At 66.1% G+C, this 19,067-nt stretch carries 15 protein-coding genes, 1 tRNA gene and 2 rRNA genes; 13 read left to right on the top strand and 5 right to left on the bottom strand.

Annotated elements, in window-relative coordinates; all coding sequences use genetic code 11:
- Positions 1 to 136: 136 nt before the first annotated feature.
- From HNR07_RS24540 to HNR07_RS24520, 5 genes are all read left to right on the top strand, one after another.
- Positions 137 to 3,232, top strand: a 23S ribosomal RNA gene (locus HNR07_RS24540).
- Positions 3,233 to 3,323: 91 nt separating this feature from the next.
- A 5S ribosomal RNA gene (gene rrf / locus HNR07_RS24535) occupies positions 3,324 to 3,439 on the top strand.
- A gap of 299 nt (positions 3,440 to 3,738) precedes the next feature.
- The gene (locus tag HNR07_RS24530; protein WP_184366980.1) at positions 3,739 to 4,776 is read left to right on the top strand and encodes an iron ABC transporter substrate-binding protein; all 1,038 of its coding nucleotides are present in this window, start codon (positions 3,739 to 3,741) and stop codon (positions 4,774 to 4,776) included.
- The gene (locus HNR07_RS24525; protein WP_184366979.1) at positions 4,773 to 6,443 is read left to right on the top strand and encodes an ABC transporter permease; all 1,671 of its coding nucleotides are present in this window, start codon (positions 4,773 to 4,775) and stop codon (positions 6,441 to 6,443) included. Before HNR07_RS24530 ends, HNR07_RS24525 begins: the two co-directional genes overlap by 4 nt.
- A 4-nt stretch (positions 6,444 to 6,447) precedes the next feature.
- Positions 6,448 to 7,578, top strand: a complete 1,131-nt coding sequence (locus tag HNR07_RS24520) for an ABC transporter ATP-binding protein (protein WP_184366978.1) — start codon at positions 6,448 to 6,450, stop codon at positions 7,576 to 7,578.
- 422 nt (positions 7,579 to 8,000) lie between these two features.
- On the opposite strand, the gene HNR07_RS24515 is transcribed toward HNR07_RS24520, so the two are convergent.
- On the bottom strand, positions 8,001 to 8,309 hold the full coding sequence (locus HNR07_RS24515) for a hypothetical protein (RefSeq protein WP_017584205.1): 309 nt from the start codon (positions 8,307 to 8,309) through the stop codon (positions 8,001 to 8,003).
- 447 nt (positions 8,310 to 8,756) lie between these two features.
- Here HNR07_RS24515 and HNR07_RS24510 point away from each other — a divergent pair, with 447 nt between their 5' ends.
- The 3 genes from HNR07_RS24510 (at position 8,757) to HNR07_RS24505 (ending at position 10,239) form a co-directional block, all read left to right on the top strand.
- Complete coding sequence (locus HNR07_RS24510) at positions 8,757 to 9,590, top strand: helix-turn-helix domain-containing protein (protein WP_184366977.1); 834 nt, start codon at positions 8,757 to 8,759, stop codon at positions 9,588 to 9,590.
- Positions 9,591 to 9,779: 189 nt separating this feature from the next.
- Complete coding sequence (locus HNR07_RS35945; protein ID WP_014912962.1) at positions 9,780 to 9,902, top strand: DLW-39 family protein; 123 nt, start codon at positions 9,780 to 9,782, stop codon at positions 9,900 to 9,902.
- 264 nt (positions 9,903 to 10,166) lie between these two features.
- Positions 10,167 to 10,239 (top strand) — tRNA-Ala (locus tag HNR07_RS24505).
- A gap of 242 nt (positions 10,240 to 10,481) precedes the next feature.
- On the opposite strand, the gene HNR07_RS24500 is transcribed toward HNR07_RS24505, so the two are convergent.
- Positions 10,482 to 10,877, bottom strand: a complete 396-nt coding sequence (locus HNR07_RS24500) for a RidA family protein (RefSeq protein WP_184372598.1) — start codon at positions 10,875 to 10,877, stop codon at positions 10,482 to 10,484.
- Positions 10,878 to 10,974: 97 nt separating this feature from the next.
- Here HNR07_RS24500 and HNR07_RS24495 point away from each other — a divergent pair, with 97 nt between their 5' ends.
- The 3 genes from HNR07_RS24495 (at position 10,975) to HNR07_RS24485 (ending at position 13,979) form a co-directional block, all read left to right on the top strand.
- On the top strand, positions 10,975 to 11,961 hold the full coding sequence (locus HNR07_RS24495; RefSeq protein ID WP_184366976.1) for a helix-turn-helix transcriptional regulator: 987 nt from the start codon (positions 10,975 to 10,977) through the stop codon (positions 11,959 to 11,961).
- Positions 11,962 to 12,633: 672 nt separating this feature from the next.
- Positions 12,634 to 12,990: a WhiB family transcriptional regulator gene (locus HNR07_RS35680; protein ID WP_184366975.1), complete on the top strand. Its 357-nt coding sequence runs from the start codon at positions 12,634 to 12,636 to the stop codon at positions 12,988 to 12,990.
- A gap of 326 nt (positions 12,991 to 13,316) precedes the next feature.
- Positions 13,317 to 13,979 (top strand): DUF1707 and DUF4870 domain-containing protein, encoded by a 663-nt coding sequence (locus HNR07_RS24485; protein WP_184366974.1) that lies wholly within the window; start codon positions 13,317 to 13,319, stop codon positions 13,977 to 13,979.
- A gap of 97 nt (positions 13,980 to 14,076) precedes the next feature.
- Here the strand turns inward: HNR07_RS24485 and HNR07_RS24480 are convergent, their stop codons facing one another.
- Positions 14,077 to 14,667 (bottom strand): hypothetical protein, encoded by a 591-nt coding sequence (locus tag HNR07_RS24480; RefSeq protein WP_184366973.1) that lies wholly within the window; start codon positions 14,665 to 14,667, stop codon positions 14,077 to 14,079.
- Between the two features lie 315 nt (positions 14,668 to 14,982).
- Here HNR07_RS24480 and HNR07_RS24475 point away from each other — a divergent pair, with 315 nt between their 5' ends.
- Both HNR07_RS24475 and HNR07_RS24470 read left to right on the top strand, forming a co-directional pair.
- On the top strand, positions 14,983 to 15,507 hold the full coding sequence (locus HNR07_RS24475; protein ID WP_184366972.1) for a peptidylprolyl isomerase: 525 nt from the start codon (positions 14,983 to 14,985) through the stop codon (positions 15,505 to 15,507).
- Positions 15,508 to 15,553: 46 nt separating this feature from the next.
- Positions 15,554 to 16,492, top strand: a complete 939-nt coding sequence (locus tag HNR07_RS24470; protein ID WP_184366971.1) for a rhomboid family intramembrane serine protease — start codon at positions 15,554 to 15,556, stop codon at positions 16,490 to 16,492.
- A 304-nt stretch (positions 16,493 to 16,796) separates the two neighbouring features.
- Here HNR07_RS24470 and HNR07_RS24465 read toward each other — a convergent pair whose 3' ends face one another.
- Positions 16,797 to 17,051: a cell division protein CrgA gene (locus tag HNR07_RS24465; protein WP_026117153.1), complete on the bottom strand. Its 255-nt coding sequence runs from the start codon at positions 17,049 to 17,051 to the stop codon at positions 16,797 to 16,799.
- A gap of 200 nt (positions 17,052 to 17,251) precedes the next feature.
- Positions 17,252 to 19,057 (bottom strand): Stk1 family PASTA domain-containing Ser/Thr kinase, encoded by a 1,806-nt coding sequence (gene pknB / locus HNR07_RS24460; protein WP_184366970.1) that lies wholly within the window; start codon positions 19,055 to 19,057, stop codon positions 17,252 to 17,254.
- Positions 19,058 to 19,067: the final 10 nt, after the last annotated feature.

Here is a 19,067-nt window from a genome sequence, read left to right as displayed (position 1 = left end):
CGGGGGGCGGGTGGTCGAGTTGGTTCCCGCTACCACCTCTGAGAACTCCCAGCTTTCGGGTTGGTGTGAGGTATCGGGGTTTGTGGTTGGTGTTTTGATTTGTGAATAGTGTGCGCGAGCATCTTATTATCTGTAGTGGCCAAGTGATAGTGGCACACGGTGGATGCCTTGGCATCAGGCGCCGATGAAGGACGTGGGAGGCCACGATAGGCCGCGGGGAGCTGTCAACCGAGCTTTGATCCGCGGGTGTCCGAATGGGGAAACCTAGCCCGAGTTGTGTCGGGTTGCCGCTACCTGAATGTATAGGGTAGTTGGTGGTGACGCGGGGAAGTGAAACATCTCAGTACCCGTAGGAAGAGTAAACAACAGTGATTCTCCTAGTAGTGGTGAGCGAACGGGGAAGAGGCTAAACCGCATGCGTGTGATAGACGGCAGTCGTTGCGTGTGCGGGGTTGTGGGATGCATCTTTTCAGGTCTGTCGGCCTGGAGCGCCGATGATTTTTCTAGCTGAATCCGTTGGGAAGCGGTACCGGAGTGGGTGAGAGTCCCGTAGGTGAAGGAAGAGTCTAGGTGTTGATGTTCTCCCGAGTAGCGCGGAGCCCGAGAAATTCCGTGTGAATCTGGCAGGACCACCTGCTAAGCCAAAATACGTCCTGATGACCGATAGTGCACTAGTACCGTGAGGGAAAGGTGAAAAGTGCCCCGGTGAGGGGTCGTGAAATAGTACCTGAAACCGTGTGCTGTCAAGCCGTCAGAGCTGAAGCTTGTCTTTGGTGATGGCGTGCCTTTTGAAGAATGAGCCTGCGAGTCATGGTGTGTGGCGAGGTTAACCCGGGTGGGGTAGCCGTAGGGAAACCGAGTCTGAATAGGGCGTTTGAGTCGCATGCTGTGGACCCGAAGCGGAGTGATCTACCCATGTCCAGGGTGAAGCGGGGGTAAGACCTCGTGGAGGCCCGAACCCACCAGAGTTGAAAATCTGGGGGATGAGGTGTGGGTAGGGGTGAAAGGCCAATCAAACTCCGTGATAGCTGGTTCTCCCCGAAATGCATTTAGGTGCAGCGTCACGTGTTTCTTGCTGGAGGTAGAGCTACTGTTTGGCTGATGGGCCCTACAAGGTTACTGACGTCAGACAAACTCCGAATGCCGGTTAAGTGAAGCGTGGCAGTGAGACTGCGGGGGATAAGCTTCGTAGTCGAGAGGGAAACAGCCCAGATCATCAGCTAAGGCCCCTAAGCGTGTGCTAAGTGGGAAAGGTTGTGGAGTTGCTGAGACAACCAGGAGGTTGGCTTAGAAGCAGCCATCCTTTAAAGAGTGCGTAATAGCTCACTGGTCAAGTGGTTCTGCGCCGATAATGTAGCGGGGCTTAAGTACACCGCCGAAGCTGTGAAGTTCAGTCCTTAGGGACTGGGTTGGTAGGGGAGCGTCGTGCATCCAGTGAAGCTGCCGAGTGATCGAGTGGTGGAGGGTGTGCGAGTGAGAATGCAGGCATGAGTAGCGAAAGCAACGTGAGAAACGTTGCCGCCGATTGACTAAGGGTTCCTGGGGCAGGTTAATCCGCCCAGGGTGAGTCTGGACCTAAGGCGAGGCCGACAGGCGTAGTCGATGGATAACGGGTTGATATTCCCGTACCCGTGCACGAGCGTCCAGTACCGAATCAGGTGATGCTAACCACGCTGGATCCTTCAAAATCCTTCGGGAGATTGTTGGTGTCTGGTCTGGGACCCGAGCTTGTAGTAGGTAAGTGATGGGGTGACGCAGGAGGGTAGCTCTACCCGGCGGTGGTTGTCCGGGGGTAAGCGTGTAGGCCGAGGGGTAGGCAAATCCGCCTCTCATGAAGGTTGAGACGTGATGCCGAGCCGTTTTCGGTGAAGTGAGTGATCCCATGCTGTCGAGAAAAGCCTCTAGCGAGTTCGTGTGTGGCCAGTACCCTAAACCGACGCAGGTGGTCAGGTAGAGAATACCGAGGCGTTCGGGTGAACCATGGTTAAGGAACTCGGCAAATTGTCCCCGTAACTTTGGGAGAAGGGGAGCCCTGTCTGGTGACGGATCTTGCATCCTGAGCTGGGTGGGGTCGCAGATAGCGGGGGGAAGCGACTGTTTATTAAAAACACAGGTCCGTGCGAAGTCGTAAGACGCTGTATACGGACTGACGCCTGCCCGGTGCTGGAACGTTAAGAGGACTGGTTAGTTGGGGTTCGCCCCGGCGAAGCTAGGAATCTAAGCGCCAGTAAACGGCGGTGGTAACTATAACCATCCTAAGGTAGCGAAATTCCTTGTCGGGTAAGTTCCGACCTGCACGAATGGCGTAACGACTTCCCCACTGTCTCAACCATGGGCCCGGTGAAATTGCACTACGAGTAAAGATGCTCGTTTCGCGCAGCAGGACGGAAAGACCCCGGGACCTTCACTATAGCTTGACATTGGTGTTTGGGATGGTTTGTGTAGGATAGGTGGGAGCCGGTGAAGCTGTCACGCTAGTGGCGGTGGAGGCGTTGGTGAAATACCACTCTGACTGTTTCGGGCATCTAACTTTGGACCGTGATCCGGTTCGGGGACAGTGTCTGGTGGGTAGTTTAACTGGGGCGGTTGCCTCCCAAAGAGTAACGGAGGCGCCCAAAGGTTCCCTCAGCCTGGTTGGTAATCAGGTGTTGAGTGTAAGTGCACAAGGGAGCTTGACTGTGAGACGGACGTGTCGAGCAGGAGCGAAAGCTGGGACTAGTGATCCGGCACCGGCGTGTGGAAGCGGTGTCGCTCAACGGCTAAAAGGTACCCCGGGGATAACAGGCTGATCTTCCCCAAGAGTCCATATCGACGGGATGGTTTGGCACCTCGATGTCGGCTCGTCGCATCCTGGGGCTGGAGTTGGTCCCAAGGGTTGGGCTGTTCGCCCATTAAAGCGGCACGCGAGCTGGGTTTAGAACGTCGTGAGACAGTTCGGTCCCTATCCGCTGTGCGCGTTGGAGACTTGAGAAGGGCTGTCCCTAGTACGAGAGGACCGGGACGGACGAACCTCTGGTGTGCCAGTTGTCCTGCCAAGGGCATGGCTGGTTGGCTACGTTCGGGAGAGATAACCGCTGAAAGCATCTAAGCGGGAAGCTTGCTTCGAGATGAGGTCTCCTGCCTCCTTTGAGAGGGTAAGGCTCCCTGTAGACGACGGGGTTGATAGGCTGGATGTGGAAGCCCTGTGAGGGGTGGAGCTGACCGGTACTAATAGGCCGAGGGCTTGTCCGCTGCAGATAATTGGATGTTCGCGCACGCTTGTTCACGAAAGCTTGGCTGTCGTGATTCCCTTTCGGGGTTGAGTCATGGTGGTTGTTGGTTTCCGTGGTGGTTTTAGCAGGAGGGTCACACCCGGTCTCATTCCGAACCCGGTCGTTAAGTCTCCTTGCGCTGATGGTACTGCTCTGTGATGGGGTGGGAGAGTAGGTCGCTGCCACGGTTTTTCTTGAGGGGAGGGGGTTCGTTCTTCGGAGCGGGCCTCCTCCTTTTTTGTATTGTTCTTTTTTCATGGGGTCATCCTATTGTCGGATGATCCCTTGTTTGTTTCCAGTGTTCCCCCTGTGAACTAATGTGCAGATGGTGACTGTTGACCTTATTTGTAATGTGTGTCACTAGGGTAAACGTTGATTACCGTCGGGTTTAACGTTGTAAGGACAGCCTTCCCTGAGTTAGGCTCGCCTTCGTTGTGTACTCGGGCCGGCCGAGTCTAATACCCATGAACCTCGGTAGGAGAACCCGATGAACGCCCTCCCCCAGCGATTCAGGCTCGCGCTCGTCGCGGTGCCCGTTTTCGCTCTGCTGGCCACCGCCTGTGGCGGCGACGACTCCGCCTCCGGCGAGAACGGTGACGCCGACGAGGCCATCACCATCTACTCCGGTCGAGACCAGGAGCTCATCGATCCGCTCATCGACATGATGCGCGAGTCCACCGGCCTGGAGATCGACGTCCGTTACGGCGACACCGCCCAGATGGCCAACCAGATCGAGACCGAGGGCGAGGACACCAACGCCGACCTGTTCATCGGGCAGGACGCGGGCGCTCTCGGCTTCCTCGTCCAGGAGGGTCTCCTCGCGGAGCTGCCGCCCGAGATCACCGACCAGGTGCCCGCCGAGTACCGGGCCACCAACGGCGAGTGGGTCGGCATCTCCGGCCGCTCCCGGGTCATCGCCTACAACCCCGAGAACGTCGACGACCTCCCGGACAGCGTGCTGGATCTGACCGACCCCGAGTGGGAGGGCCGGGTCGGCATCGCCCCGACCAACGCCAGCTTCCAGGCCTTCGTCACCGGCCTGCGCGTGATCGAGGGCGAGGAGGCCGCCCAGCAGTGGCTGGAGGACATGGTCGCCAACGACGTCCAGACCTTCGAGAACAACCGCGCGATGCTCGACGGGCTTGAGACCGGCGAGATCGACATCAGCCTCAACAACCACTACTACTGGTACGAGCGCATGAAGGAGACCCCGGACGAGGTCACCTCCGAGCTGCACTACCTGCCCGCGGGCGACGCCGGTGGCCTGGTGAACGTGGCGGGTGCGGCCATCACCGCCAACGCCTCGAACCCCGAGGGCGCCCAGACCGCTCTGGAGTACCTCCTCAGCGACGAGGCCCAGAGCTACTTCACCAACGAGACCTCTGAGTACCCGCTGGTGGACGGGGTGGAACTGGGCGAGGGCCTGCCCGAGGTCGACACCCTCGAGCAGCCCGACATCGATCTGAGCGACCTGCACTCCCTGGACGAGACGGTCGAGATGCTCCGCGAGGCGGGCCTGGAGTGACCGACGTCCAGCACGGACGCACCAAGCCGGAGCCTTCCCAGAAGAGGGGGGGCTCCGGCCGTGTTGTCTGCCTACCCTTCTCCCCGCCGCTCACCCTGCCCCTGTACCTTCTGGCCGGGGCGACGGCGGTACTGGCGGTCCTGCCGCTGCTCTACGTGCTCTTCCAGGCCTTCTCGGAGGGCCCGTCCTCCCTGGTCGAGGCGCTCACCCGGGGCCGGACCGTCGAACTCCTGGTCAACAGCCTCACCCTGACCGCGACCGTCACCGCGGGCTGCCTGGTCCTCGGGGTCGGGCTGGCCCTGCTCGTGTCCCGGGTACGCCTGCCCGGAAACCGGTTCTGGGCTCTGGTCGCCACGCTCCCCCTGGCCATCCCGAGCTACGTCGCCGCGATGGTGTGGATGGAGGCGGTCCCCGAGGTCCGCGGTTTCGTCGGTTCGGCGATCGTCCTCACCCTGTGCACGTACCCCTACGTCTTCCTGCCCGTGGTCGCCGCCCTGAGCCTGGCCGACCGGGACCAGGAGGAGGTGGCCCGTTCCCTGGGCCGCGGCCCCTGGTACGTCCTGACCCGGGTGACGCTCCGGCACGTACAGCCCTCGGCCGCGGCGGGTTCGCTGCTGGTCGCTCTGTACGTACTCTCCGACTTCGGTTCCGTGGCCACCATGCGCTACGACACCATCACCAGGGCCATCTACAACGACTACGCCAACCGCTTCGACATGGCCAGCGCGGCCTCGCTGAGCGCGGTCCTGGTCGCCGTCACCCTCCTGGTGCTGTGGGGCGAGGCCCGAGCCCGCGGCCGCGCTCGGTTCAGCCGGGTCGGATCGGGTGCCACGCGGACTCGCCCGCCCCGTGACGTGTCGGCCGAACTCCTCGAACAGCTCCCCCCGAAACTCACCCGTGCGCCGGGTCTGGCCCCCGCCGTGCGGGCGCTGGCCAGCGCTCTGCTGGTGCTCCCGTTCGTCCTGGTCGCCGCGGCCGCCCTGGTCTTCCCCGTGGTCAGCCTCAGCTACTGGATCGCCCGGGGCTCCTCGGCCGGGGTGGACCTGCCGCGGATGGTGGAGACCGCGCTGACCACGCTCGGCGTCTCGGCGGCCGGTGCCGTTGTCACGCTGGTCCTCGCGCTGCCCGTCGGCATCCTCGCGGCCCGCCACCGCGGCCGGGTCCCCCGCCTGCTGGAGGGGGCCACCTGGATGGGCTACTCGATGCCCGGCGTGGTGGTCGCCGTGGCGCTGGTCTACTTCGCGGTGAACCACGCCTTCGCGCTGTACCAGCAGCTCCCCCTGCTGATCTTCGCCTACGCACTGCTGTTCCTGCCCGCGGCGGTCGGCTCGGTGCGCAGCGCGGTCGCCCAGTCCCCGCCGGGGCTGGAGGAGATCGGCCGTTCGCTGGGCCGCACTCCCCCGCAGGTGTTCACCCGCATCACGCTTCCCCTGGCCTTCCCCGGAGTGGCGGCCGGTGCCACACTCGTCTTCCTGACCTGCATGAAAGAGCTCCCGGTGACGCTGATGCTGCACCCCACCGGGATGGAGACCATCGCGATGCGGCTCTGGTCGGCCACCAACGTGGGCCGCTTCGCCGCCGCGGCGCCCTACGCGATGATGCTCATCGTCCTGGCCTCGGTGCCCGCGTTCGTACTCGGCCGCAAGGCCACGGCAATGGAGAGGTGATCCCGTGAGCGGTCTCGTCGTCGAGGGCGCGGAGAAGTCCTTCGGTCGCACCGGTGTGCTGCACGGGGTCGACATGTCGGTTCCCGAGGGCTCGCTAGGTGCCCTGCTCGGCCCGTCGGGCTGCGGGAAGACCACCCTGCTCCGGCTGGTCGCCGGGTTCGAGCGGCTGGATTCCGGAACGATCCGGATCGGTGAACGCGTCCTGGCCCAGGGGCGCGGATCCCATGTGCGCCCCGAGCGCCGGGGCGTGGGCGTGGTTCCCCAGGAGGGCGCTCTCTTTCCGCACATGTCCGTGGCCCGCAACGTCGCGTTCGGTCTGGGCCGGGGGTGGCGGGAGCGGGTGGGCGGCCGTACTCGTCGCCGGGCCCGTACAGAGGAGGTCCTGGAGCTGGTGGGGCTGACCGGGTACGCCGCTCGGATGCCGCACGAGCTGTCCGGCGGTCAGCAGCAGCGGGTCGCCCTGGCCCGGGCCCTGGCCCCCGAACCGGCCCTGATCATGCTGGACGAACCCTTCAACGCGCTCGACCCCGCACTGCGGTCGGGGCTGCGGGAGGAGGTACGGCAGGTACTGCGCACCGCCGGGGTGACCGCCCTGCTGGTGACCCACGACCCCGAGGAGGCGCTGTCCACCGCGGACAGCGTGGCGCTGATGCGCGAGGGCGAGATCATGCAGAGCGGGACACCCCGTGAGGTGTACGAACGCCCTGGCGACGCGGGGCTGGCCAAGTACCTGGGGGAGACCGTGGTGATCCCGGGCGAGCTGGGTTCCGCGGGGGTGGAGTGCGCCCTGGGAACGCTGGCCCCCTACACCGAGGGCCAGCGGGGCGGGGGATCGGTCGTGCTGAGGCCCGAACGCATCGAGTTCGACCTGGCGGACGAGGTGCCGGTCGACGTCGACGAGGGTGTCCCCGGCCGGGTGGCGGACGTGGTCTTCGCCGGGCACGACAGCGTGGTCTACCTGGCGGTGGACGGTTCCGGAACGCGGGTCAGGGCGCGCTCGCACCGTCATCCGGCCCCCGCGGTCGGCGCGCGCGTGCGGATCCGGGTCTCCGGGGAGGTCGCCTTCTTCACCGGTGAGGCGGCGAGCGCGCACGGCTGGGAGACTCGGCCGACGGTGACGGCGGGGCACAGCTGAGAACACCAGCCGTGCGTTCGCCGGAACCTTCGGGGGAGTTACCGCCCCTGTCTCCGAGGAGCGCGGGGCGGTCAGGTGCGTGTCCGCCGAACACGCACCGGGGGTAGGGGAACCGTCGTAGCGACGGGACCGGACGGCGGTACGGGACCGCCGGGGTCCCGCGCTAGTCCTCGTCGGCTTCCGGAATATCGATGAGCTGCCTCAGCAGCGCAACGAAGTCGTCCTCGCTCATCGCCGACCAGTCCACGTGCTCGTTCATGTCAGCGGTCTCCCCCGAACTCTCGCCCCATAAGCCTCCGCAGGGCGTATTGGTTCGAGAAGTCTGGGTTAACAGCGCGTTTATGCAGGTCGTGGCAGTGGCCGGAATGGGCCGGGGTGTTCGGGACCAGGTTTCGGACCGGGTCCCGAACGGTTCTAACGGTTCAGACGCGTTGTTGGAGGGCGCTCCTGCACTCGGGGCAGCGGCAGCGCTTGTTGTACCCGGTGACGCTGCCGTGGGGCAGGGACGGGTCGCGCTGGTCGGTGAGGGTGGCGTCGAGCTGCTCACCGAAGGGCTTGAGGACGCGCGCGGTGGAGAAGACCTGCTTGGGGCTGATGCCCAGCTCTCCCGCCGCGTCGTCGATGTGCTTACCCATACGGAGTTTCGCGATGAGGCGTGACCGGGTACTCGGAGGCATCTGGGCCTCCGCGTTCGCGATCAGCTGCTCGGCGTCGTCAAGCGGGTAGCTCATGGGTTTCCTCTACGTGTGCGGGTAGGCCCGCCGGGACGGGCACCTCAAGCATCGTACGCGCTTTCCTTCCCTGAACAGTGGAATGCGGCAAACGCGACACAAGGTCACAAAGTGCGCCTCGTGGGCATTGGCGGGGTACTCGGCTCCTCCCAACTCCCGGCCCATCCCTCCCGCCCGACCGTGTCCCGGTGCCGGTGGGGCTGCTGTGGCCCGAGGACCGTGACCCGAGTAAAGGGCGTTGGGCGCTCACTCTCGTGTGACTCCCTGGTGCGCAACTCCAGTGACTTATTGTAACAAAGCTGCGGATTTCCCCAGAGGGCCGCGTATCCCGCCCCTCCCCTAATGCATCGAAACGGTCGCTCTTTTCTAGAGACTCATTGCTAGATGCTAGATGCCGTGTTTCTCTGGTGAGATACCTCCGACACTCTGCGTCATTGGATCAGTGTTATGACCAGCCCCACGGTTCGCCGTCGGCGACTGTCCGCCGAGCTCCGCCGCCGCCGTGTGCAGGCGGGCCTGACCCTCAACGACGTGGCGGAGGAGCTCGAGTGGTCGCCCGCCAAGCTCGGGCACATCGAGACCGGAATCCGTAAATGGCCCTCGGTCATGGAGATCTCCGCGCTGCTGCGCCTCTACGGGGTCACCGGCGGACAGCGCGAGGCCATTCTGACCCTGGTCCGCGAGTCCCGGCTGCGGCCGTGGTGGACCGAGTACGAGGACGTCCTCTCCTCCGCTTACGTCGGCAACGAGGCCGGGGCGGTGTCCATCCAGTCCTACGCGGGCATCCTCGTCCCGGACCTGCTCCAGACCCCGGACTACACCGCCGCCCTGGCGCGCTCCCTCGGCCGCGACGGGAGGGCTGCCGAACGGATGGTCGCCGCCCACCTCAAACGCCAGGAGATCCTCGACTCCGGCTCGCTGGTCCGCTACCACGCGGTGGTGGAGGAGGACGCCCTCCAACGCGTCTCCGCCGATCTGGGCCTCTTACGGGCCCAGGCCAGCCGGATCGTCGAGCTGGCCACCCAGTCCGAACGCGTGACGGTCCAGTTGCTGCCGACCTCCGCCGGACCGCACGCCGGCCTGGCCGGACCCTTCTCCATCCTGGAGTTCGAGGAGGACGAGGCCGACCTCGCCTATGTCGAGGCCACCCAGGGCGGCGGAATCATCGAAGCCGAGGAATCAGTCCGCTCCTGTCGCCGGGTCTGGCAGGATCTGACACGAATCGCCGCGTCTTCGCAGGCCACAGTCGGGATTCTGCGTCGGATGGCGCTGCTGACATGAGCGTACGGAACCGCCTCCGGACGGATCAGGCGCACAAGCCGGTGTGAATCGGTCCACCATGGCGGGGACAGCCCGCCATGGCTTGCTAGTCTGCTAGGTGACAACCTCATAAAGTTGCCCTCGGAGCCCCGCCCCCGGGCGGGCATCCGTGAGTACGACCGGTTTTCCAACAGAGAAAGGGTCCGGACAGTGAAGAAGATCATCGTTCTGGCGCTGGTGGCCCTCGGGGCTTTCGCCGTCTACCGCAAGATCCAGGCGGACCGTGCCGAGCTCGACCTGTGGACGGAAGCCACCGCGGCCAGCGAGAGCTGATCAGCGGATCCCAACGGCCACCGTGAGGGGGCCGGGAGGTTTCCAACGGGTCGACGGTGTACACCCGCGTGTGTCACCGAGCGTCCGTTTGAGAGTGACACGAAGACGTGGGTGGGCCGACAATCCCGTGGTGCGACCCACGGCTTTGTGCTGCATCGGGTCCCTGGCAGCCCCCGGACCCCGGGTTTTCCCGCTCCGTGACCGAGGCAGCTTTCCGATGCGGGTATGCTCTCCAGGTGACCAGGGATCCATCCCCGGTCTGGAGGGGCCATAGCTCAGTTGGCAGAGCGCCGGTTTTGCATACCGGAGGCCAGGAGTTCGAATCTCCTTGGCTCCACTCCGCTCTGGAACGACCCTGCTCGCGCGTGATCGCGCTCGCCGGGTCGTTCCGCTGTTTCTCCTGGGGGACGGCCCCCAGACCCCCGCTACTTGGCTCTGGAACGACCCTGCTCGCGCGTGATCGCGCTCGCCGGGTCGTTCCGCTGTTTCTCCTGGGGGACGACCCCCAGACCCCCGCTGTGGTCAGCGGGGCCCGAATCTCGACTGAGATTCGGGCCCCGTGGTGTTCTACGGGCCGGATTACGCCACGGCGGTGCCCTCGAGTTCGACGATCAGGCTCGGGACGGCCAGGCGGGTCACGCCGAGCATCGTGGTGGACGGGGCCGCGCCTGCGGCGCCCAGCCTGGCGGCGAGGACGCCGTAGTGCTCGAAGAGCCGGTCGACGTCGGTGGTGTAGACGTTGAGCCGGACCAGGTTCGCCAGGGACAAGCCGCCCTCGGCGAGCACCGCTTCCAGGTTGTCGAGGGTCAGCGTCAGCTGCGCCGCCATGTCCTCGGGGTGCTCTGGCTCGCCCTCGGCGTTCATGGCGGCCTGTCCGGAGCAGTACAGGGTCCGGGTGTGCCCGCAGACGCGTTCGCCCTGGTTGTAGCCCAGCTCCGTGGACCAGGTCCACGGGTTGACCGCGGTTCGCTCGATGGCCATGTCAGCTCCCAAAGGTGTCGTTTGCCGTTGCTCCGCCCAGCCTCTCCACGAATCACGACATCCCCTGTCGGGTATTCAGTAGGTTTTTTCCATGCGTGCCGATCGTTTGGTCTCACTGGTGTTGCTGCTGCGTCAGCGAGGGCAGCTGACCGCGGACACGCTCGCGCGTGAGCTGGAGGTCTCCACCCGCACCGTGCTGCGCGATATCGAGGCGCTGTCCGCGGCGGGGGTGCCGGTCTACGCCGAGCGCGGCCGGCACGGAGGTTTCGCGTTGCTGCCCGGTTTCCAGACCGAGCTCACCGGACTCAACCACGACGAGGCCCTCGCCCTGCTGGTCGCCGGTGCGGCCCGCGGCGACCAGGTACTCGGTCTCGGGTCGCCGCTCGCCTCGGCGATGCGCAAGGTGGTGGACGCGCTGCCCGAAGGTCACCGGTCCACCGCGAGCGACGCGGCCCAGCGGTTGCTCGTCGACCCGGAGACCGACCTGCTCTCCCGCCCGGTGGTCACCGAGGGCACCACCGAGACGGCCATGGCCGAGATCCGGCGCGCGGTGTTCTCCGGGCACCGGCTGCGCATCCGCTACGCGGCAGTGGACCAGGCCCCGAAATGGCGCACGGTGGACCCGGTCGGTCTGGTCACCGTGGGGGACCGGAGCTACCTGCTGGCCACGAGAGCCGGGCAGGACCGCACCTACCGGCTGTCGCGGGTGCTGGCCGCCGAGGAACTCTCCGAGCCCGCGCGGCGGCCGGACCGGGTCGATCTGGACCGGGTCTGGCGGGAGCGCTGCGAGCAGTTCCTGTCCGGCGTCGACCGGGTCACGGTACGGGCCCGGGTGGACCCGGCGCGGCGCGAGGAACTGGTGAGCAGCGCTCTGGCCGTCCGCTCCGGGGAGACCGGGGAGGAAACCGGCGCGGACGGCTGGCCGCGGCTGGAGGCGACCTTCCAGGACGCGCGGCACGCCGGATGGGCGCTCTGGCAGCTGGGTGCGGCGGGCGAGGTCCTGGCCCCCGGGTGGTTGCGTGCGGTCCTGCGCGACCGCGCCCTAGCGATGGCCGCCCGCTACCGGGCGCCCTCCTGAGAGCACGGTTGTCTCGAATCGCAGCCTATGAACTATTCGGGTGGAAATATATATTCTGGGACTTTTGGTCAGATTGATAAGGGACCTCCTGCTCAAAGAGGGCGATTTTTCGGGGTTACCAAACGGTAGTTCTGGAACTGTTCGTGCGGGTGGGAAATGGGTGACCTGTGGGGTTGCGCAGTGTGTCTGTCCGGGGGGTCCGCATAGCCCGTTCGGGTGGGGTCGGTGACAGGGTGTCCTGTTGGGGTGGGCCTGTCGCAGTGGGGTGAGTCCCTCATGGGATGACGTGAAGTCGCAGGTCATGGCGGATTCAGGGTAATGGTCTGAGGCTGACCTTTCATTGCGGTTGCATGGGGGTGCTTGTATCACATGCAGTGACTCTCCGTGTGTGTATGATGACACTTCCTTAAGAGGCAATGGTCCTAGTGGGCCATATGAGAAATAGGCCTCTTGGGGCCTGTTGGTGAACTCCGGCGATCCGTAGTTTCGACACCAACGACAACGAGGAACACAGCGCGCCGAAACGATCGACCCCCGAAGACGAGCCGCGCGGCCCCCCGCCCGGCATCGTGCACCGTCCTCGCATCGGCCAACTGTCCCTCGTGCCACCGGCGGCCGTACCGCCCGGTGGGTTCCGATCACCACACATGCTGATCTTGGGAGTGGGGCAACATGTGGAATGAGAAGATGGCGGCTCGTGCCAAGTGCCGTGAAATCGACCCCGACGCCCTGTTTGTTCAGGGTGCCGCGCAGAACCGCGCCAAGTTGATCTGCCGGGGCTGCCCGGTACGTACCCAGTGCCTCGCCGAGGCGCTGGACAGCCGGATCGAGTTCGGTGTATGGGGAGGCATGACCGAACGCGAGCGCCGCGCCCTGCTGCGCCGGCGCAAGGACGTCACCAGCTGGTACGACCTGCTCACCAGCGCGGAGAAACGCTACGAGGAGGAGCGGACCCAGCCGGAGCCGGTACGCACCGGAGCGCCTGCGGTGTCCGCAGAGCCCGCGGTACCCGCCGTCGCACACCAGTGACGGGGACCGCCGCCGGGGAGGGGAGCCCGGGCGGTTGAGCTGGACGGCGTGAGAGCAAGCTGCTGAGGCTGGGGGCGAGTTCGTCGAACCCGCCCTGAAGATACGAGGATGCCCGCGTGGCACGCCCACGGGCGTGACGGTGATCGCGGCGGTGCACGGCGCGTCCCGACCAAAGTCGATGCCGTCCTCCTCCTTTCGGGGGAGGGGCGGATCAGGGGAGGATCAGGGACGCCCCCCATACCGGTACCCCGCGTTATGCCGCATCATGGAGGAGGGCGCGGTCATCCTCGTACGGCCGTGCTCGTCAGAGCAGCTTGGGAGTGGGGATGGCCGTGCAGAACCCGCAGAACCCGCAGTGGCGGAACCCGTGGGATCGAAGCCCCGCCACGCACGCACCACAGATTCGGCTCACCCACGCAGATCGGGACGCCGTGGCCGAGGTGCTGCGCGAGGCCTACTCGCAGGGGCAGTTGGACGAGGACGAGTTCGAGGAACGGCTCGACAAGGCGATGCGGGCCAAGGTCAGCAACGACCTCGCACCCCTCACCACCGACCTCGGGGTCCAGGTCTCCCCCGGCGGGACCGGGAACGCCCCCGGCGTCACTCAGCAGAACGGGAACCAGGCCAAGGACAAGGCCAAGGACCGCGGACCGACCACGGACAACCCGGTGGAGAAGGTCGGCGCCGCCGCAGGGCACCTGTCCGCCTGGTTCCTGCCCTTCCTGGCGCCGCTGGTCCTGATGATCATCGGCGGGGAACTGTCGCCCTATCTGAAGCGGCAGGCCATGGAAGCGCTCAACTTCCAGCTCTTCTGCCTCATCGGCGCGGTCGTGAGCGTACTGCTCTTCTGGCTGGTCGTCCCGCTGATCGCCCTGGTCCTCATCGGCCTGGGCTGGGTCGTCCTGCCGATCATCGCGACCATCGCCAGCCTGCAGGGCGCCAGATGGAGGTACCCGATGGTCTACCGCCTGATCAAGGACAACAACTGATCAGGGACAGCAGCTGAGCCCGGACACCTGGAGAAACAGCTGAGCCGCACCGAGCGCCCCATCAGATCAGGGGCTCCCGGCGCGGCTCAGTCGCGTGTCAGCTTCCGGAGCGGCCGTTGTCCTTCGCGCGGCTCTCTGCGGTCGCCGCACGCACCTTCTCCTTCGCCTTGGCCTTGGTGGCCTTGGCCGTCTCGGCCGCGCTGTCAGCGACGTCCCCCGCCTTCTCCTCCAGGTTCTCGCGGGTCTCACGGACCTGCTCGCGGGCCTGGTCCAGGTGTTCCTGCCACTCGGCGTCCTGGGAGGCCTGGCGCATGCGGATCAGCGAGTACACGATCACGCCGCCCACCACGGCCGCGCCGCCGATCAGCGCACCGCGGGGGATGCGGCGGTTTCCTCGGCGGAACAGCCGCAGACCGCGGCGACCCGGGCTCGGGTCGATTCGCTGTGCGGCGGTGGTCAGGAGTTCGGCCACCCGTGGCGCCACTGTGTCCTCGACACGGAGCGCCGCGGTCTCCAACCGGGGGGCCGTCCAGCCACGCGCCTGGAGGAGCTTGATTGCGGCCTGGTCCCGCGCCTGGTCGGCGTAGGGGCCCAGCCGGTCGGCCTGCTCCTTGGCCAGGTCCTGCAGGCGGGCGAGGGTCGCCTCCGCCTCCTTGCGTGCCTTGCGACGCTTGGCAGTGATAGGCACGTCGTCAGCTCCTTCGATCGTTCACCGGTTCGTACGGTCCCACCACCCCGGGGCCGACGCGTCACGACCCCGTTCTGGGCGGCTTCTCGTCGTCCTTCCCCGTTATCCGGGTGTTATCTCAACATACGTCCTCTGCGTCTGTGATCTACGTTTCGACACCGGCCGCCGCTCCATGTCTTCGCCGACGGTTCCACCCGACCCGGAATGACCCCGACTCGGTCTTGCCACCGGCCGCGGCAGGTCGGGTTGAGACGAAACGCGGTGGACGGAACGGTAACGTGAGCACGTAAATCTCACTCGACGAAAGGCACTGAGGTGTCGGACTCCACGGGTCAGCCCACCGCGCGGCTGAACACCTCCAAGGGAACCATCGTTGTCAAGCTCTTCGAGAAGGAGGCGCCGGAGACGGTCGCCAACTTCATCGGGCTGGCCGACGGTTCGAAGCAGTGGATGGACCCCAGCACGGGCAAGCCGTCCAACAACAGCCTCTACGAGGGCACGATCTTCCACCGTGTCATCGACGGCTTCATGATCCAGGGCGGGGATCCGCTGGGTTCCGGCCGCGGCGGCCCCGGCTACAAGTTCGGCGACGAGATCCACCCGGACCTGCGTTTCGACCGTCCGTTCCTGCTGGCCATGGCCAACGCGGGCCCGGGCACCAACGGCTCGCAGTTCTTCATCACCGTCGGTGAGCCCAACTGGCTCAACGGCCGTCACACCATCTTCGGCGAGGTCGTCGAGGGCACTGACGTCGTCACCGAGATCACCAAGGTCCCCACCGACGCCCAGGACCGCCCCCACGAGGACGTGGTGATCAACAGCGTCGAGATCACCCGATAGAGCGGAAGTTCCAGCGGTGAGACCCTGAAGGAGTGACGATCCACCCATGACCGCATCTCCCCCTCCGCCCGGAACCCCGTCCGGGCCCGGCTCCGAGCCGGACGCGCCCCGAACCTGCTATCGGCACGGCGACCGCGAGACCGGGGTCAGCTGCACCCGCTGCTCGCGGCCGATCTGCCCGGACTGCATGGTCGAGGCGTCGGTCGGGTTCCAGTGCCCCGAGTGCGTGGCGGAGGGAAACCGGAAGGTGCGGTCCGCACGGACCACCTTCGGGGGCAAGGTCGTCGAGAAGCCGTACGTGACCTGGACGATCCTGGTCATGATGGCGGTGGGTTTCCTCGTCCAGACGGGTACCTCGGACCCCGTCGGGCAGGCCGGACAGTCGCCGCTGGTCGTGGCGTTCGGCATGCACGGCGGGGCCGCGTTCTTCAACGACGAGTGGTACCGGCTGATCACCGCGGCCTTCCTGCACGGCGGGGTCATGCACCTGCTGTTCAACGGGTACGCGATGTACCTCCTGGGACAGCAGCTGGAACGCTGGCTCGGCCACGGACGCTTCCTCGCCCTGTGGGTGGTGGGCGCCCTGTCCGGGTCCGTCATGAGCCTGCTCTTCGCCCGGGACCAGCTCTCGGTCGGCGCCTCCGGCGCGATCTTCGCCCTCTTCGGGGCGGTGTTCGTGATCGGTCGGCGGCTGCGACTGGACATGCGGATGATCCTGGTGCTGCTCGCGCTCAACCTGGGCATCACGTTCCTGGTCCCCGGCATCTCCTGGACCGCCCACATCGGCGGTCTGGTGGCCGGGCTGGCCGTCGGCGCGGTGTTCGCCTACCTGCCGACCGGCGCCGCCCGCGGCGCGGGTTCCGGTACCGGGCAGGCGAAGAGGCGCACGCTCGTGCACGCGCTCATGGTCGCCCTGTACGTGGCGCTGCTGGCTGTCCTGGTGGTCCTGGCCCCGATGGTCTGGTACGCGCTGGTGCCCGCCTGAGCGGCTCTCCCGGGGTGGTCCGGGCACGGCGAAGGCCCTGGGAGAACCCGAGCTGCTCGGGTTCTCCCAGGGCCTTCGTGCTGAGCGCCCACCGTGCCTGGACCAGGCGGAGTACCCGTTGGAGCGGCGGCACGACCGAACCGCGGCAGCTGGTTCAGGGCATGCGAACAGAGCTACCCACAGCCTGTGGATAACCCTGTGGAAAACATGGTGAAGGCCGACGAACGCTCAAGAGGGGACGTCGGTGCCGTTGTCGGATCCCGCTACGACCGGGGGCGCCGTAGCCGCGTGCGGCAGGGCCGGGTCAGTGCCAGCGCGTCGACAGGATGACGGCCGCGATGATCCCGCTGAAGCCGATCAGCAGGTTCCAGTTGTGCCAGTCCTGCATGAAGGGCACCTGGGACCCCGCGATGTAGTAGACCGCGATCCAGAGAATGCCCAGGATGAAGAAGCCCAGCATCGTCGGCACGAGCCAACGCGGACTGACCTTCGGCTTCTCTTTGGAAGGAGGCGGTGTGTAAACAGCCTTCTTCTTGCGATCGTTGCGGGACTTGGGCACGGTCGCTGCTCCAGGATGTGGGGCGGTTCGGAACGGAACACAGTCTACGCGCAGGGCGGGGCGCGAGTCACCGGCGGGAGATTCCAATCCCCCAACGGCCGCGGGACTCCGGAGCCGCGCACAGGGCCCGCACACACGAGGACGGGCGGGCGCTCCGGAGCGCCCGCCCGTCCTCGTGTCCTACCGCCTGCTACCGGCCGCTAGTCCCGTCGGAAGACGAAACCGTCCTCACCCGGCGGCGGCTCCTCCGGGTCCCCGGGCTCCTCGGGATCCGTGGGCTCCTCCGGGTCCGTCGGCTCATCGGGCTCGGTCGGCTCGTCGTCCGGGGCCACCGCGATCGTCACGGTCACCGTGGTGCCCGCGTTCACGTTCTGCTGGGGGCCCGGCGACTGGCTGACGACGGTGTTCTCCGGCGCCCCGCCGTTCTGCTGCTCCTGGAACTCCGCGTTCAGCCCCGCCTGGCTCAGCGCGTTCTGCGCCTGCTCACGGGTCATCCCCTGCAGGTCCGGTACCGCCACCTGCTCGGGGCCGGAGGAGATGAGCAGCGTGATCTCGTCGGAGGGGTCGGCGTCAGTACCCGCAGACGGCTCGGTGCCGATCGCGTTGCCCTCGGTGACGGTGTCGCTGGCCCTGCGTTCCGTGGTGACGTTCTCGAACCCGGCCTCGGTCAGCGTGTTCCTCGCGTCGGACTCGGCCTGGTTCTCCACGTTGGGGACCTCCAGGGAGCCCGGGCCGGAGGAGACGTAGATGACGATCGTGTCAGTGGCCTCGATCTCGGCACCGGCCTCGGGGTCGGTCTCGATGACCGTCCCCTCCTCGACCTCGTCGTCGGCCCGTTCCTCGGAGCGGTAGTTCTCGAACCCGTCCTCGGTGAGCTGGGACTCCGCCGCCTCCAGCGTGCTCCCGGCCAGGTCCGGGACGGCGATCGTCTCGGTCTCGGTCACGTTGCCGCGGTTCAACAGGAAGAAGACCAGGACGAGGGAGCCGATCACGCCCAGAGCGAGCAGGGCCCACAGGGCAGCCTTGCCCCCGCCGCCCTTCTTCTGGTCCCGGTCGTCGTAGTCGTCGTAATCGTCGTAGTCGTCGTCGTACCGGCCGTCGTCCGCGGGTGGCAGCGCCGTGGTCGCCCCCGCCGCCGCCATCGCCATCGTGCCCGCCTGAGTGGGCATTCCGGCCAGGCCGCGCTGGATGTCGGCACGCATCTCCGCGGCGTTCTGGTACCGCTCCTCGCGGTCCTTGGTCATCGCGCGGAGGGTGACGTCCTCCAGCCAGTCCGGGATCCGCTGGTCCACCTCGGTCGGCGGTACCGGCTCCTCGCGCACGTGTTGGTAGGCGATCGAGACGGGGGAGTCACCGGTGAACGGTGGACGGCTGGTGAGCAGTTCGTAGAGCACACAACCGGTGGAGTAGATGTCGCTGCGCGGGTCGACCCGCTCACCGCGCGCCTGCTCCGGGGACAGGTACTGGGCGGTACCGATGACCTGCGAGGCCTGGGTCATCGTCGCCTGGTTGTCGTCCATGGACCGCGCGATGCCGAAGTCCATCACCTTGACGTCGGCGGCCTTGGTCAACATGACGTTCGCGGGCTTGATGTCCCGGTGGACGATCCCGTTGTCGTGGCTGTACTCGAGCGCCTTGAGGATGCCGTCCACCAGCTCCGCGGAACGCTCCGGCAGCAGCTTGCGGTCGTCGTCCAGGAGCTCCTTGAGCGTGCGCCCGTCCACGTACTCCATGACGATGTACGGGATGGACACCCCGTCGACCGTGTCCTCGCCGGTGTCGTAGACCGCGATGATCGCAGGGTGGTTCAGGGAGGCCGCCGACTGCGCCTCCCTTCGGAAGCGCGCCTGGAAGACGTGGTCGCGGGCCATGTCGTGTCGGAGCGTCTTGATCGCGACGAGCCGATCGAGCCGTAGGTCGCGTGCGCGGTATACCTCGGCCATACCGCCGCGCCCGACCACCGTGTCGAGTTCGTAGCGGCCACCGAGAAGCCGGGGTTGGGACATGTCGTGCACT

The organism is Nocardiopsis metallicus (genome assembly GCF_014201115.1).
Taxonomy (GTDB): Bacteria; Actinomycetota; Actinomycetes; order Streptosporangiales; family Streptosporangiaceae; genus Nocardiopsis; species Nocardiopsis metallicus.
This window is presented reverse-complemented; position numbering and strand designations above follow the sequence as displayed.